The organism is Clostridium muellerianum, assembly GCF_012926525.1.
Classification (GTDB): Bacteria; Bacillota; Clostridia; order Clostridiales; family Clostridiaceae; genus Clostridium_AM; species Clostridium_AM muellerianum.
Genome location: NZ_JABBNI010000014.1, coordinates 75,902 through 92,248 on the forward strand (window position 1 = coordinate 75,902; position 16,347 = coordinate 92,248).

Annotated in this window: 17 protein-coding genes; 12 read left to right on the forward strand and 5 right to left on the reverse strand. The window is 27.4% G+C overall.

Annotation, left to right across the window (positions count from 1 at the left end):
• Positions 1–345 precede the first annotated feature (345 nt).
• The 3 genes from HBE96_RS07820 (at position 346) to HBE96_RS07830 (ending at position 3,397) form a co-directional block, all read left to right on the forward strand.
• Positions 346–1,155 (forward strand): hypothetical protein, encoded by an 810-nt coding sequence (locus HBE96_RS07820; protein ID WP_243186862.1) that lies wholly within the window; start codon positions 346–348, stop codon positions 1,153–1,155.
• A 148-nt stretch (positions 1,156–1,303) separates the two neighbouring features.
• On the forward strand, positions 1,304–1,957 hold the full coding sequence (locus HBE96_RS07825; RefSeq protein ID WP_169297206.1) for a response regulator transcription factor: 654 nt from the start codon (positions 1,304–1,306) through the stop codon (positions 1,955–1,957).
• Positions 1,958–3,397 carry a HAMP domain-containing sensor histidine kinase gene (locus HBE96_RS07830; protein ID WP_169297207.1) on the forward strand — a complete coding sequence of 480 codons (1,440 nt, stop codon included), beginning with the start codon at positions 1,958–1,960 and terminating at the stop codon, positions 3,395–3,397. It abuts the gene before it with no gap.
• Between the two features lie 164 nt (positions 3,398–3,561).
• On the opposite strand, the gene HBE96_RS07835 is transcribed toward HBE96_RS07830, so the two are convergent.
• Complete coding sequence (locus HBE96_RS07835) at positions 3,562–3,768, reverse strand: hypothetical protein (RefSeq protein WP_169297208.1); 207 nt, start codon at positions 3,766–3,768, stop codon at positions 3,562–3,564.
• A 120-nt stretch (positions 3,769–3,888) separates the two neighbouring features.
• Between HBE96_RS07835 and HBE96_RS07840 the strand changes: the two genes are divergently transcribed.
• From HBE96_RS07840 to HBE96_RS07850, 3 genes are all read left to right on the forward strand, one after another.
• On the forward strand, positions 3,889–4,740 hold the full coding sequence (locus tag HBE96_RS07840; RefSeq protein ID WP_169297209.1) for a helix-turn-helix domain-containing protein: 852 nt from the start codon (positions 3,889–3,891) through the stop codon (positions 4,738–4,740).
• Positions 4,741–4,807: 67 nt separating this feature from the next.
• Complete coding sequence (locus HBE96_RS07845; RefSeq protein ID WP_169297210.1) at positions 4,808–5,182, forward strand: VOC family protein; 375 nt, start codon at positions 4,808–4,810, stop codon at positions 5,180–5,182.
• A gap of 124 nt (positions 5,183–5,306) precedes the next feature.
• A complete protein-coding gene (locus HBE96_RS07850; RefSeq protein WP_169297211.1) occupies positions 5,307–5,573 on the forward strand; it encodes a DUF3795 domain-containing protein in 267 nt (88 codons plus the stop codon).
• Between the two features lie 148 nt (positions 5,574–5,721).
• On the opposite strand, the gene HBE96_RS07855 is transcribed toward HBE96_RS07850, so the two are convergent.
• The gene (locus HBE96_RS07855; RefSeq protein ID WP_169297212.1) at positions 5,722–6,942 is read right to left on the reverse strand and encodes a BTAD domain-containing putative transcriptional regulator; all 1,221 of its coding nucleotides are present in this window, start codon (positions 6,940–6,942) and stop codon (positions 5,722–5,724) included.
• A gap of 526 nt (positions 6,943–7,468) precedes the next feature.
• On the opposite strand from HBE96_RS07855, the gene HBE96_RS07860 reads away from it, so the two are divergent.
• Entirely contained in the window at positions 7,469–8,515 is a 1,047-nt protein-coding gene (locus HBE96_RS07860; RefSeq protein WP_169297213.1) for a PocR ligand-binding domain-containing protein, read from the forward strand.
• 303 nt (positions 8,516–8,818) lie between these two features.
• Here the strand turns inward: HBE96_RS07860 and HBE96_RS07865 are convergent, their stop codons facing one another.
• Positions 8,819–9,442, reverse strand: coding sequence for a flavodoxin family protein (locus HBE96_RS07865; protein WP_169297214.1), 624 nt, complete (start codon positions 9,440–9,442; stop codon positions 8,819–8,821).
• 178 nt (positions 9,443–9,620) lie between these two features.
• On the opposite strand from HBE96_RS07865, the gene HBE96_RS26645 reads away from it, so the two are divergent.
• From HBE96_RS26645 to HBE96_RS07875, 3 genes are all read left to right on the forward strand, one after another.
• The gene (locus tag HBE96_RS26645) at positions 9,621–9,752 is read left to right on the forward strand and encodes a hypothetical protein (protein WP_281064335.1); all 132 of its coding nucleotides are present in this window, start codon (positions 9,621–9,623) and stop codon (positions 9,750–9,752) included.
• Between the two features lie 72 nt (positions 9,753–9,824).
• Positions 9,825–10,292, forward strand: a complete 468-nt coding sequence (locus tag HBE96_RS07870; protein ID WP_169297215.1) for a DUF6323 family protein — start codon at positions 9,825–9,827, stop codon at positions 10,290–10,292.
• 6 nt (positions 10,293–10,298) lie between these two features.
• Entirely contained in the window at positions 10,299–11,651 is a 1,353-nt protein-coding gene (locus tag HBE96_RS07875) for a DUF6179 domain-containing protein (protein ID WP_169297216.1), read from the forward strand.
• 161 nt (positions 11,652–11,812) lie between these two features.
• Here the strand turns inward: HBE96_RS07875 and HBE96_RS07880 are convergent, their stop codons facing one another.
• Positions 11,813–12,694: a LysR family transcriptional regulator gene (locus tag HBE96_RS07880; protein WP_169297217.1), complete on the reverse strand. Its 882-nt coding sequence runs from the start codon at positions 12,692–12,694 to the stop codon at positions 11,813–11,815.
• A gap of 103 nt (positions 12,695–12,797) precedes the next feature.
• Between HBE96_RS07880 and HBE96_RS07885 the strand changes: the two genes are divergently transcribed.
• Complete coding sequence (locus tag HBE96_RS07885; RefSeq protein WP_169297218.1) at positions 12,798–13,793, forward strand: YeiH family protein; 996 nt, start codon at positions 12,798–12,800, stop codon at positions 13,791–13,793.
• 88 nt (positions 13,794–13,881) lie between these two features.
• Here the strand turns inward: HBE96_RS07885 and HBE96_RS07890 are convergent, their stop codons facing one another.
• Positions 13,882–14,781: a TSUP family transporter gene (locus tag HBE96_RS07890; protein ID WP_169297219.1), complete on the reverse strand. Its 900-nt coding sequence runs from the start codon at positions 14,779–14,781 to the stop codon at positions 13,882–13,884.
• Positions 14,782–15,223: 442 nt separating this feature from the next.
• Between HBE96_RS07890 and HBE96_RS07895 the strand changes: the two genes are divergently transcribed.
• On the forward strand, positions 15,224–16,216 hold the full coding sequence (locus HBE96_RS07895) for an acyltransferase family protein (protein ID WP_169297220.1): 993 nt from the start codon (positions 15,224–15,226) through the stop codon (positions 16,214–16,216).
• Positions 16,217–16,347: the final 131 nt, after the last annotated feature.

Below are 16,347 nucleotides of genomic sequence, written 5' to 3' on the forward strand. Positions count from 1 at the left end.
AACGAAGAAATGTAGTTCTGTATAAAGTTAAAATGGAAATAGTCAGAGAGATTTTATTCAATCTGATTTTTTCCATTTTAAGCAATAGTGTTATTTCACATGGTCATGATGATCATACAAGAATATTCTTGCCACTGTACTTCTTTTATAAGCAGAAATACATAAGGTTCTGCTTATAAAAGAAGTTAGCGTAAGATTAGAAATAAAATGGTAAATTGTTTAGAAATTTTACAATTTAGTGACAAGTGAAGTATGGTTTTTACATATCTCTAATATATACTTTATATTGTAGTAAAGATGTTTTGGCATGCTAAACAACTAAATAAAATTTTGGAGGTATTTATTATGAATAGAAAAAAAATATTAGTTTGGGCTTTAACATTATTAGTAGTAGGAGGTGCTTCAGGAGTTACTTACGCAAGTCAAAAAAAGGATGTTACTAAAAATGTAGTAGTAACAGCAGAAAATAAGAGTAGTAGTAATGCTTTAAAACAGGGAACTATGAATGATGAAGAAGCAATTAAAATAGCTACAGAAGCAATGAAAAGCTATATGGGAAAAAATGCAAACTATTTTTCACAAACTAAAGTAGACAGATCAGCTAATGCCATAAAGGAAACAGAAGAGTTAAACAAGAAAAATCCAGAAGATGCAAAAAAATATGAAGAAATAGTGGAAAAATACTCAAAAGAACATCCAGAAGATGCAAAAGTAGAGGCAGAAAATATGGCTAAAGCAAAAAATGAGAGCATAATATATGTTCTTTTCACTCCTAAAAATTATAATGAAAATAAGATGGGTGAATATTCTGCTTCTATAGATGAAAAAACAGGTGAAGTACTAAGTGTAAAAGCTATAAATGACTCGGACAAGGATTTTAAGCCTGCAATTGATGATAATAGAATTAAGGATGCTACTTTAAGCTTTTGCAAAAAAATAGGAAAGAAAATTGAAGGTAATACTATAAAAGTAGATAAGAATATTAACTTTGGCAGGCTATTAGTAAGATGTGAGCTAGATGACGGAAGAGATGCTGAATTTGAAATAAATCTCAAGGATTATTCTGTAGTATATTATCAACTACAGAATATTAAGCTTTTGCCTTCTATGAAAAAGGACCTTAATAACCAAATTAGACAAATTAAAATTAATTAGTAAATAATGTTAAAGTGGAAATAATCAGAGAGTATATATTTAATCTGATTATTTTCACCTAAGTTAAATAATAGCTTATTACAAAACTAAGAAATAAAAAGCTCAAAAAAGTAAAATTGCAGATATGAATAGGAGAGACAAACAAACCATGATAAAAATATTAGTTGTTGAGGATGAAGTTCCAATAGCAAACTTAATAAAGCTGAATTTAAATATGGCAAATTATGAGTGTAAAACAGCTTTAAATGGAGAAGAAGCTCTAAAAGAAATTGAAAATAGCAGTTTTGATTTAATTCTTTTAGATGTTATGCTTCCTAAAATTGATGGCTTTACGCTACTTGAAAAGATAAAGCCTCTAGGAATTCCAGTTATATTTTTAACTGCTAAAACTTCTGTTACAGATAAGGTATATGGTCTTAGAGCTGGAGCAGATGATTATATAACAAAACCTTTTGAAGGTATTGAATTATTAGCTAGAATTGATAATGTTCTTAGACATTATAATAAAAACAATAATGTAATAAATTTTGAAGATGTAGAAATAAATTTAGAAGAAATGACAGCTAGACAAGCAGGTGAAGCTGTAGAGCTTACTTTAAAGGAATTTGAATTATTAGTGTTTTTAGTACAAAATAAAAATGTTGTATTGACCAGAGAAAAATTAATAGAAAAAATTTGGGGATATGACTATGTTGGAGAAACCAGAACTATAGATAACCATATACAAAAATTGAGAAAAAAGCTTAAGTGGAAGGATAAGATTAAAACTGTATTTAAATTAGGATACAGGCTGGAGGGTTAAATGAAATTTTGGGAGAAGATATTTTTATGCACCTTGGTTATATTTGAAATATTTTTTGTTCCTTCATCAATATATTTAATTAACAGCAATTTTAAACTAAATCTTAATACAGAAATTAATTCTGGAATAAGTGAGCAAAAGAGATTTTGTTCCTTTGTAGAATCAAATTTATTTTTATTTAAAATTCAAAAAGAGTCTAATTCTTACAAGACTGAGCTTGATAAACAAAGTATAGATTCAATGATTAGTACATATTTAAATAATTTTGGAAAACAGGATATATATATTGAGGTAATAGATAATAACAATAAAATTATTTTTACTAATTTAAGCATGAATATATCAGATAAAAGAGATGAACTTAATGTTCAGCTTAATAAAGTGAAATATATAATACGTGATATCAATGAAAAAAGTTATTTGTTCATAACTAAAAAAATAAATTTAGATAATAATTACTATAAAATTTCTTATGTTAAGGATGTTTCAAGTGTCTATAAAAATAAGAAATACTTGTTAAATCTTCTTTTAAAATTAAATATATTCGTATGTATAATTTTAGCTGCAGTAACTATAGCATTAAGTAAATTTATAGTAAATCCTATAAATAAATTAATTAGAACCACTCAAAAAATAGCTGCTGGAAACTTTAGTGAAAGAGTAAAGGTAATATCAGATGATGAAGTTGGATTATTATCAAAAAATTTCAATGATATGGCAGATGTTATAGAGGATAAAATAGGAGAACTCAAAATGGCTTCAAATGACAAACAGAGATTTATTGATAATTTGGCTCATGAACTCAGAACTCCATTGACTTCTATAATAGGATATGCTGATTTCCTTAGAACTACTAAGTATGATGAAGAAACTTTTATAAATTCATTAAGCTACATATATAGCGAAGGAAAGAGATTGGAAAAGTTAGCTTTCAAATTAATGGATTTAATAGTTTTGAGAAAAGAAGATTTTAAAAAGAAAAGTGAAAATACTTCTGAATTGCTAATTGAAATTAAAAATTCTCTACAGCCGAAATTAGAGGAGAAAAATATTCATTTAGAAATTTCGAATGAAGATTTAAATTTATTAATGGATAAAGAGTTAATAATGGTAATGATAACCAATTTTATTGATAATGCTATTAAAGCATCTAAAATTGGTGATAAAATATACTTAAAAGTGTATAAAGATAGTAGTTCTAATATAATACTAGAAGTTAAAGATAGTGGAATTGGTATTCCAGAAGAGGACATAGCAAAGGTAATAGAACCATTTTTTATGGTGGACAAATCCAGAGCAAGGGCTAATAATGGTGTAGGACTTGGACTTTCTTTATGTGCTGAAATTGCTAAAATTCATAATGCTAGGATTGATATAGAAAGCAAGGTTGGAGAGGGGACCACAATAAAGGTAATTTTTTGGAGAAAAAATATTCCATAAAAAAGTAAATAATGCTATAATGAATTCATATTTTGGAGATATGGCTGAGGCGTTTGTATATTTTTAGCTTATGTATTTATTCGATCGCTACCATTGCTAATACCTTCACTTTTCTAATTGTATAATATTTAGGGAAGTTTATAAGCTTCCCTGAAAAATAAATCTTATTCAGTGTAATCAGTTACAGTTTCAGTAGTTTTAGAAGCCCATTCTTTTTCTTCAGGAAAATTAGGAAATAATGAGTTTTTGTCATCTTCGGATGCACTTGCAGATTCAATAGTTATATTGGAAGAAGTTGATATTCCACGAGATTGTGATGTTGATGATGAATTTAATATTCTGTCATTTTTATTTGGATTATTCTTTTTCATAAAAACACCTCCAAATGTATTATGTACAACTAAATTCAAATTATTAATTGGGAAAATTTATCTGATGACGTATATAACTATACTATAATTATCAATATATTTGTGTGGGAGGAATAGAATTTGTTTTTTAATGATATTTTAGTAAAGAAGCATTTAAAAATAAAAGAAACACCTAACTATATATACATAGCTCCTCATCCTCTGCTTAGAAAATATATTGCACACTATACTATATTATTTCCAAACCCAAAGGAAACGGCAAAGTGCAGTGATAATATTAATGATTTAACTTTAATACCTGACTGCAGTGGTTGTATCATATATACTTATGAAAACAATGATTTTTCATTAAGACTTTGGGGTTCAACAACAAAAACAGTTATAGTAAAAAATGATGTGAACTTTAAAAAGATAAGATTCTTTATTGAGTTTGTACCTGGTGGATTACATGCTATTACTGGAATAAAACAATCAGAATTATGTGACATTCAAACAGAAGTAGATGAAGTAGACAAGTACTTATTCTGTGCATTAATTCATGCTATAGAAAATTCAAATGATATAGATGATATGGTTTCAAGGGCTGACATGATTTTTTTGAAAGCAGTAGAGAAAAATAACAAACAGCATGCAGTTATAGATTCTGTTTTAAAGAGAATTAAGTGTTCAAATGGAATATTGCAAGTGAAGGAATTGGCATTAGATGAATATATAAGTGAACGACATTTAAATAGGCTGTTTAATGAGTATATTGGGATAAATCCTAAAATGTTTTCAAGACTTGTAAGGGTAAATCATTCAATTAACATATTTAAAAAATTTGATTATAAGAATTGTTCAAATATAGCTCAAGTCCTGAATTATTTTGATCAATCACATTTTATTCATGATTTTGAGCAAATATGCGGTGTTTCTCCTAATTCATTTTTTAGAAACATGTCCGATTTTTACAATGAACCATTTAAATATTGATGTACAATAAATACTGCAAGAGGAATTTAAATAGAAAATTATTTATATATGGCGAAGGAGGTACAGTATGAAAAGGGCAATGATGCAAATTTATGTAAAAGGGAGTGGAGAGGCTGTAGAATTGTATTTAAAAGCTTTTAATGCCACCTTGGGTTTTAACGTAAAAAATTCTGACGACACATTTTATCATTCAGAACTTGATGTTTGTGGCCATACCTTAGCGGTAGCTGAGGCGAAGGATAGCATGGATAAAAGGATTACAGGCAACACAATGCAGTTTTGCTTTCATTATGGCAAAGGAAATGAGGATATGATTAAAAAGGCTTATGAGATACTTAAAGAAGGTAGTGAGATTCTATTTCCGTTAGGTCCTTGTGATTTTAGTCCATTGTGTACAGATTTTATTGATAAGTTTGGTGTTAGATGGTGTCTTTTTGTATAATTGATTCTACAGATTATGAGCATAACACAAAGGAGAGATTTAAATGAAATTTGTATGTCCACTTATAGCTGTTAGTGATATTGAAGCTTCAAAAAATTTTTATTTATAATTGGGGGATTAAAAAATGATAGAATCAAGATGTGGTATTTTATGCTCAGAATGTAAATATAGAGAACAAGTTAATTGTAAAGGTTGTGTACATATTGATAAACCTTTTTGGGGTAAGAGTTGTCCAATAAAATCTTGTTGCGAAAGCAAGGAATTTTTACATTGTGGAAAATGTAGTGATTTTCCCTGCGATTTGCTTAATCAGTTTTCATATGATAAAAAGCAGGGTGATGATGGAAAAAGGATAGAACAATGCAAAAAATGGGATTGCATATGTAAATAAAAAAATAATTAGAAAGTTTAAGGAACAAATCAATAAAAGAATATATGCTTAAATAGAAATCATAGGCTAAATAGGAACATAAATAGGTTTGAATTTGTATCAAACTATTTATGTTCCATGTTTTTTTTGTAAATGTAATTTATAATTGTTAACTGTTCAATATAGTATCATATAACTCTTTCGTAGCGGAACTTAACTTAATTCCTAATTCAGTTTTGTATAGCCGTTCTACTGTTTTATACTGCTTAATAAATGATGCTCTATCATTCATATTAAAATATAATTTTAAACACATTTTATTTGTATACTCATCTAAAGGATATATTTTTAAAATATTAAAAATAATTCTTTTAGCATCACTATAATTATTTGTTTTCATATAGTAATCTATTAATTTTTTTGCTAATTTGTGGTATTCTATAGAATACAGTTCTCTTTGGTAGAATAACCAGGCAAAATCGTTACCCTCAAGATAAGGGTTTTTATATAGTAAAAATGCCTTCTTATACTTTTTTATAGTATTCTCAGTTATATTAATGTCACAACTTAAAATAGAATGAAATTCTACAGTATCAATATATACATCAATAATAGAAAACCAATAACAACCATTTATAAATTTAATATCAAAGTTTATATTACATGAATTTAGAGTTTGCTTCATCTTATATAATGTAGTATGTAATCGATTGTTAACTTTATCAGGACTGCATTCTGGCCAAAGAGTATCGCAGATTTCCCATTTAGAAATTTCTTGCTCACGGTTCTGTAGTAAATATGCAAATAGTTCTTCAGATTTTTTTGTGCGCCACTTCACAGGAGAATTACTGTTATTTCCATAAACTAGTAATTTACCAAAGCAGTATATACGAGCTTTATAGATTTTTAAAAGGCTGTGAACATTACTAAATGGAGTTTGTAATTTATAATCAACTTTGTTATTAGGATTTTCCATGTAACTTATATCTCTTGTTATACCTAAAATACTTAAATTATTTTCTGATTTATTAAATATAAGATTAGTTGTGATTTTTACTTTTTTAATTGTGCCATCTTTGCAATATTGATCATAGACGTCAACATTCGGAAGGATATTTTCACTTCTAGCTCCATCTAAAAATTGATATAACATATTTATACAATGAGATTTTAATTTTTTTAGTGATTCAGGAGTAAGACAATCTTCAGGCTTTTCTTTTAATGATTCTTCTACAGTTAATCCTCTTAAATTAAAAATAGAAGGACTTATATATTTAAAACAGTTGCTTGCTAAATCGAATAACCATATGCATTCAACTGTATTTTCCGTAGTCAATTTATATTTTTTAATTAATTCTAAGTATTCTTCTTCATTGTTAAAATTATCCATACTCTTCACCTGTTTTTGTTGTTTTATTAAATAGTATTGACATATTGTAATTATGCTAAATTTTAAAGTTACTCCTAATATAATGAATAGTTTTAAATTGAAAATCTTTAATATAATCTAAAATTCTTATACTAATGAGAAAATCTTATCATAATGTACAATTTAATTTATTATTACAATTTGAATTCATACATAATCATAAATCCCATATTGAAGAATTGCAAGCATATTGCGACAAAATGTACAAAAGTTCTAGTATAAAATTAATATTTTATATTGTAACATAATGAGAAAAATAATTACAATAGGTAAAAATCAGAGGAAATAATATTAAGATATGTAGTAAAATATAAAAAATGGTCAGAATATGGTCAGTGCATATTGTTATAATAAATAAGTAAATTTATTAAGTTATGTATAAATATGAAATAAATAGATTAAGGAACATGTCCACATTTAGAAATATATATAATTTATCAAGCTTAATTAGATAATTTGAATTTATTATATTTTGGAGGAGTTATTTATGATAAAAATGATTAATGGTAATGATGTTGACTTAAATTTAATAGAGGTAAAGGATGTTATTAATGTTGATTTACTTCAAAAATTTCAAGATAATTTTGCAGAAAGTATGGACATTGCTAGTATAACTGTAGATATTAATGGAAATCCAGTAACTAAGCCAAGTTCTTATACAGATTTTTGTATGAAGTTTACCCAATCAACTAAGATTGGTAATGATAGATGTGCTAAATCACATAAAAGAGGCGGTGAAGAAGCAGCAAGAACAGGAAGACCATGTGTTTATACTTGTCATGCAGGATTAGTTGATTTTGCTGCACCTATAATAGTAGAAGGCAGACAAATAGGAACAATTTTAGGCGGACAAATATTAACTTCTAAACAAAATGAATCAAAATATAGACAAACAGCAAATGAAATTGGAGTTAATGAAGATGGGTATGTTGAAGCAGTAAATAAGATAAAAATTACTACTGAGAAAAGTGTAAATGCAGCTGCAGAAGTTTTATATGTTATTGCTAATGCATTATCTAAAATAGGATATGAAGAGTTGAAAATTAAAAATATGTCTCAGGTGCTTTCAGATAATTTTAATCAAATTTCAGCTACTATGGAAGAATTATCAGCATCTGCAGTTAATGTTACTAATAACCAGCATACTTTAAGTGAAGAAATAATTAATGTAAAAGATGTATCTATGGAAATTAACACAATACTTGATTCAATAAAAAGTATAGCAGATCAAACTAAAATGCTTGGATTAAATGCATCCATAGAGGCAGCAAGAGCGGGAGAAGCAGGAAGAGGTTTTGGTGTAGTTGCAAAAGAAATAGGAAATTTGTCTCAAAATTCTAAGGAAACAGCTTTAAAAATATCAAATCTAACAGGTAAAATACAAAAATCAGTAGATAAAACTACGGAATCTTCTACTGCTACATTAGAAACTACAGAACAGCAGTCTGCTGCAATTGAAGAAGTTACTGCAAATTTACAGCAGGTTACAGAACTTACAGATACATTAAATAGATTAGTAAATTCTCATAAGTAAATTAAAACTTTAGTAAGTTGAAAATTTAAATTCTGAATAATTTTTTCTTCAAATTAAAATAGTTTGCTAATAAGCTGTGTTATTCGTAGCAATGACTTAAATTAGTAGTAAATAATTTATCACAAATAAAATGTACTTGAATTAATACTTAATAAATATAGTATGGTGATATTAAAAAAGTATATGGACAAATAGCAATAAAAATTATTTTAGTTTTGCAAAGTAAAAAAAGCTGGAGCCTCACTAAATTTGAGACTTCAGTTTTTATTATTATAAATGTAGTTCTTCTTGGCTTTATTGATTTTAACGTATAAAACTAGTAACTGCTTTTGGTTCTTTTTCTGGCAGTTGAACTCCTGTTTCTTTACCAGCTTGAATAGATTTTAAAAGCCAGGCCATGTTTTTACCTAGTGTTCTCATGGTTTGCATTCCCTCTAAATCTTGTTTTACCTCTTCTGGAGTATTACCATGAACCATGTTCCAATATTGAGAAGATACAATAGGCATATTTGAAATAGTAAAATACTTATTTAATTGTTCAAAAGCTGCTGTTGCACCACTACGGCGGCAACTTACAATTGCAGCACCAGGTTTATATTGAAAGCAGTTTCCAGCAGTGAAAAACCTATCTAAAAAAGGAGTTATTTGACCAGAAGCACTGGCATAATGTACAGGAGAACCAAAGATAAAAGCATCAGCTTTTTTAGCTTTTTCTAAGGCAATATTTACAGTATCATCATTAAATACACACATACCATCAGTTTTAGAACAGCCTCCACAACCCATACAGCCGCGAATTGGCTTGTTTTCAACGTGGAAGATTTCAGCTTCAATATTTTCCTTTTCTAATTCTTTAGCAATTTCAGTTAAAGCTGTATAGGTACAGCCTTTATCTTTAGGACTACCATTAATAAGTAATACTTTCATTTTTACACCTCATTTTAATTGTATATATTAAGTATTTATACTATTAATATACAACAATATAATTAAAAAAGATAGAAGGCACCTAAAAGTACTATAGTAACTAAAAGGAAAGTTAGAAATAAAACATGTATTTTTTTTAATTGATGATATTAAAATACTAATAAGGTTGGTCTAGAAAATGACATACAAAAGGATCGATTTAGATTTAAAGAGTTGTGTAATTGAACTTATATTAGTTGAGAAATTTAGATTTCTAATTGCATGGAATGCATTGACAAAAAAGCATACAGATGTTACAATATATAAATAAACACCATATCATTTTAATTGTAACATATTTTAAAATAAAAGTCAATACTTTTTTTGAAAGGAAGTTTTAAAAGTGAAAAATTCTATTGATATATTTCAAAGCAATTCACTAGGAAAACAAGTTTTTAATGACATAATTAAGTGTAATGAATTTACAAGTGAATATGGGTTAAAGCTTTTAGAGGAAGATGTTAAAGAAATTATTAATACTAGAAATACGGCACTTGAGAAAAGTGGAAGAATAGAGTTTAATGGTCAAATTATAAGTAAAATTATTACAGCTTTTTGCGATTCACCATATATATCACAATATAATTATGGTGATACTATAAATCAACTTGTGGAAATTTTTTATAATTATAAAAATGAAACCCTAGATTATATAAGTGATGATGAGTTAATAGAGATTATGGAGGAAAAATTTGATAACTATTGTCAAGGATCCTTAGAGCTTTTAGAAGGAACGGTATTATATAAAATTGCTGATAATATAAGAAACGGTATTAAAGATTATACAAATCTTGATAATGAAAAGGATTGATGGGTTATGACAAGCGGTAATAGTATTGAAAAATATGATTGCTTTATAGGAGATAGTTTTAGCGAAGAAGATTTTTTTAAGGATATTTTAGCAAGTTGTTATCAAAAAAAACTTTTAAATGATAATGATTTAGCTAATATTTATTATGTAAGAATGGAAGTTTTAAAGGATAAACTAAAATATTATACAAAAGATGAGAGTAGTTCAGTTAGAGTAGAGGCAGCTGAAAGTATTTTGAAGTGCATTGATTATACCATAGGAATTTATTTAAAAACCTTTAATAATAAAGAACTTATAATAGAAGATCTAAAGCATACTAGCTTGTTCGATATGTTAAACAGGGGACAGGATCTAATTAATAAAAAGATATTACACAGCAAGAAACTGCTGCATGAAATTAAAGAAAGCAAGCTTCAAGTTGATAATTATTCATATAACGATACTATAGATTCTGGAATTTCATTATTTTTCAAAAAATATAATAGTTTTTTTGAAGCTCATGAAACTCCAGGTTCAATAGATTATCAGCTTTATATTGATGATATGAACTATATAGGTATTGAATATATATATAATTATGTAAGTACTTTAAACTTAGAAAATGAGTTTTGCAATAAATTTAATATTAGTGAAATTAATAAACTATTAAAAGCCTATGATAAAAATAGTGACTTGCTATTAATAAATATATTTGAATTAGCATTAATTAATTCATTAGGAGTAATAATTTGTAATAAGGATTTAAATAATCTTAATATTAATAGTTTGGACAGAAAATATATAAAAGGTAAGTTAGGAAAGTTGTCTCTAGAAGAATTACAAAAAGAATTATTAAAATATGCAAAAATATGCTGCGAAATTTTAGATATTAAAAATGAAGCACTAGCAGCTTATATTAAAATTTCCGTGTTAAAAATAGCTTCATTAATAAAAGAAAGTATAAAACTAAATAGATTAGAAACAGTATTTTTGTCCTTTAATGAGGAAAATGGAGATGAAATAATTCAATATACTGATGGTAAAAAGATGGCAAACTCTGAATTTAAAAAGTTAAGTGAAGAAATTCGAGAGTGTTCTATGACAGAAAACAAAATTCAATTAATTAAAAATAACATTAAGAGTTTGGAAGATTTATTTGATATGTTAAGTGCTGATTGTTTATTTGAAGATGAGTACACTATGTATTTTAAAAGCTTATCTAAGATGGAAATTGTTCTTTTGTCAAAGTATATATATGATTTAAGTTTGGAAAATGAATATGCAAAAGAATGGTATCAACAATTTAATAATTATATCTTAAGTTTAAGTGAAGAAGAACAGAGAAAAATAAAGGAGCTTGAAGAAAAAATACAGTTATAGGTAATCGGGTGATAGTCATTTCTATTGTATGTGATGAGAGTATTACAGATTGTAGCCATCTAGTGAAGAAGCAGAATCTCAGGTGATGAGGATTCTGCTTCTTTTTTATAAATCTATAGAGAAAGTGAGAATTGTTACTTATATGCTATTCTTTTAAAAAATTATTGAATAGTTTTATCAAAGGATAAATCTATGAAGCGTTTCATAATTTCTGTTAAATATTTGTTTTTATGATATATGATTTTAAACTGTCTTTTAAATTTAATACCTTTAACAGGTATTTCACAAAGGATACCAGAAGCTAATTCACTTTTTACTGAATGTCTAGAAATAACTGAAATTCCTAATCCTTCTGCAACTGCAATTTTAATAGTATCAGTATTATTACATGTCCAGGTGGGTTTCCATGTTAATTGATTTTCTGTCATTTTATCTTCAAATGTTTTACGAGTTCCACTTCCTTTTTCGCGGATAATAAATTTTTCTTTTTGAAGCTCATAAGATTCCACATAAGGAAGTTTTGCAAATCTGTGATTATCGCTGCAAATAAGTATCAGTTCATCATTCATAAATGGTTTACTTAAAATATCTGAATTTGTTGTTTCACCCTCTACAAGTGCTATATCAATTTCATCGTGAAGAAGCATTTTTTCAATTTTTTCAGTATTTTCTTCATATACAGTTATATCCGTTTCGGGATTTGATCTTTGAAAATGTGAAACAAGTTTAGGCAGCACATAAGCTCCAACAGTAACGCTTGCACCAATACGGATAGAACCATTTTGATACAAAGTTTTCATGTCATTTTCTAATTCTGTATTTAATTTAATAATGTATCTAGCATAGCTTAGCAGCTTTTCTCCTGCCTGGGTTAGGTAAAGCTTTTTTGATAATCGTTCAAAAAGATGTACATCATAGTGCTTTTCAAGCTCAGAAATTGCTTGACTAACTGCAGACTGAGACATAAAAAGTATTTCAGAAGCCTTAGTCATGTTCATTTTGTCACATACAGCAACAAATATTTTAAGATGTCTTAAACTCATAATTTTCTCCTTATACATTAGCATATACTTATGATATTAATTAAATAATAATATTTTACTTATATAACGTCAAGGTGTATTATGAAAAACAGGAGGAGATATTATGAAAAAAGTAATTAATAAGGTACCAGGAATTATACTTGCACTAATTATAGCAGTTCCGGCATGGCTGCTTGGGAATGCTTTCCCTATTATAGGCAGTCCTGTGCTTGGAATTTTATTCGGTATGATTTTAGCATTTTGGAAAAGGCCAAGCTATTATAACGAAGGTATAACCTATACCGCAAAGAAATTGCTTCAGTATTCCATTATTTTCATGGGATTTGGCATGAACCTTTTTAATGTTTTTAAAGTAGGAAAACAAACAATTATTTTAATGATGTTTACACTAACAGCAGCATTTATTACTGCTTATATTGTAGGTAAGTTATTAAAGATAAATGGTAAAACAGCAGCCTTAATTGGCGTTGGTTCTTCTATATGTGGTGGTTCGGCTATTGCAGCAACAGCCCCGGTTATTGATGCAAGTGAACAAGAAGTTGCCCATTCTATATCAACTATATTTCTTTTTAATGCAGTTGCAGCGTTTCTATTTCCGTTTCTTGGTCATTTATTCGGTATGAGTGATCAATGTTTTGGACTTTGGGCCGGAACAGCTGTTAACGATACTTCATCTGTAGTAGCAGCTGGTTATTCTTATAGCACTGCAGCTGGTAATCTTGCGGTTATAGTAAAACTTACAAGAACATTGGCAATTGTTCCAATTACGCTGGCTTTAGCTATTTATACTTCTAAAAAAGAGGCTAAAAGCAAACAAGGATCTTATAGTATAGGAAAAATATTTCCTTGGTTTGTACTTGGTTTTGCAGCTGCATCAGTAATTAGTACATTCATTCCTCTGCCAGTAATGTTTGTTAATTTTCTAGCACAGGCTGGAAAGTTTGTCATTGTAATGGCCATGGTATCTGTAGGACTAAATACTAATATTGTAGAACTTATAAAAAATGGTGTAAGACCAATTTTACTAGGATTTACATGCTGGGTAGTTTTAGCAATTACTTCACTTGGTATTCAGCATTTTGTAATGAGGATCTTTTAAAGAATTTAATAGTGAATTTTAAGATATGTATACATAAAAAGATATAAATAAAAGAACACTGATGGAAATCAGTGTTCTTCTATTTATATTATGCAGATTCTTCTGAATTATCTGTGGCTTCTACATTTTTGTTTGATTTAAAGGATTTAAACATTATGAATGATGTGTACAATACAACTGCTACAACTATCCACTTTAAAATATCAAGTGGAAGAGATTTAACAAAATAAGCAGCTATAAAAACTCCTATTGGACCCATAATGTTAACAGCTAAAGAAGTTTTAGGAGCATGAGCTTCTTCCTTTACAAATTTAACAGATGCAAAAGGAAGTAATATTGCGCAAGAAGCCATCATTATAGGGTAAGCTACTTTAGGACTCATTCCAAGTGCAAATACTAATGCCATACATGGAGCGTAAAGTCCTATTCCTAAAGTATTAAGTGCGCCAAATATAAAATTACCTATGATTCCGATTATAAGTTTTCCGCCTGTTAATCCTATAGCATCACCACCAACGGGGAAAAGCTTTAATTGACCTGCAATCATTAAAAGCGCTATACAAATAAGTGCAATACCCATAGCAGCTTGTACAGCTTTTTCGTTAAGTTTAGATATGATACTAGCGCCTACTACTGCTCCAGCCACAGCAGCTAAAAGCATACTTACTAAAGTTATAGGTTCAACCTGAACAACAGTTAAAAATATTAATGCTTCAACTATTGTAGGAATTGTAGCACCAACATTTAATGTACCTGGGAGCTTTTTATCACCTACAAGTTTAAAGTTTTTAAATAGGGAAGTTTCTATAGCAAAACTACCTATACCTAAAGTATCAAAAAAGTTTGCAACTGCTCCTATAAGTCCTGATGTAATAAAACTTTCATTTCCAAGAGTATTTTGGTTATAATGTTTCATGCAATCCTTTACAAGAACTGCAAAAAACACTATACCTGAAACAGCAATAACTCCTAATAAGATTTTTAACATAATAATTCCTCCTTTGTTGTTTTTGTACAAACTACAATAACCTAATTTTAAGGCTATTTGGCATACATTACAACAGTTATTTCGTTTTGAAATAGATAATAACATATTTATTTCAAAACAAAATGCATTATTCCATGGAATAAACTGTAAATCTAATAAATTGAAAGAATTTAATCAGTAAAACTAATTTACGAATGAAATTAATGCTTTATTTATAAGAAAGAGGTATAATACAGGGTGGGTTTATTAGATTTAATTATAGTAAGCAAAAACGTGCTATGGATTATTGAACTTTAAATATTATAAGTAAATATACATTTTTTATTCACATTGTTCATTTAATTTTAAAAAAATATAAACTTAATTAACTAATATACCATAATACTGTAACAATACTTTTATATAATAATAGACAAACATTATTACGCAAAGGAAGTTTAAGATGAATTTAAAAAAACACAGAAATTATTATTTTGATAATTTAAAATTGCTATTAATCATTTTGGTAGTTATGGGACATGTTATAGAACCATTGATTGGTTCATATAAGAATGTTAAAGAGTTATATATGTTTATATATTCTTTTCATATGCCTCTTTTTATTTTTGTTTCAGGATACTTTTCTAAAAATGTAAATGATACTAAAAAGTTTTTCCCTAAAATAAATAAAATTATTGTACCATATATTATTTTTCAACTATTGTATTCCATATTTAATATATATGTTCTTAAAACACAAAATTTTAAAATCACTTTTGCTTATCCATATTGGGTTATGTGGTATCTTCTTTCACTTTTTATGTGGACTATAATACTTCCATATTTCTCTAAAATAAAATATTCAATATTAATAGCATTGGTTGTATCTATAGTAAGTGGATATGATGATAATATTGGATACTATTTGAGCTTATCAAGAACTATAACATTTTTTCCGTATTTTTTAATGGGGTACTTTTGCAAAAAAGAGTATATTTACGCTGCAAGAGTATATATTAAAAAAATGTATGCAGTATTTGGATTATCAGTGATTTGGTTATTTATATATTTAATGAATTCCAAAATTGATTATAGATGGTTTTATGGAAGTTATTCATATTCACAATTAAATGGATTTGGATGTCCTAAATTTATAACGGAGATGTTAGTATATGTACTAGCAGTGATTGCATCTGTTTGTATAGTAGCTTTAATTCCAAATAAAAAGTTATTTTTTACAAAATTCGGGTCAAGAACTATGAGTGTATATATATTTCATGGATTTATTGTTAAGTTATTAGTTAAATATAATTTTTTTAATCATATTAGTTCATTTACAAGTGAAATACTTGTTGTTTTAATCTCATTACTCATAGTTGTAATGCTTTCTTCAAAAAAGATAAATGAAGTTACTAATATGATAGTCAGCCCTAAAATATTAAAACAAGCAAGTTGAAGTTAAGAACAGTTTTTTAGATATAGAAGTAACTAATTCAATATTTATATTAGTAAGGGAAAGCCAGTTTATTTATTGGCTTTCTTTTTATTTTAGATATATTATTTATCGTGGAACATTAGATCCTCTTA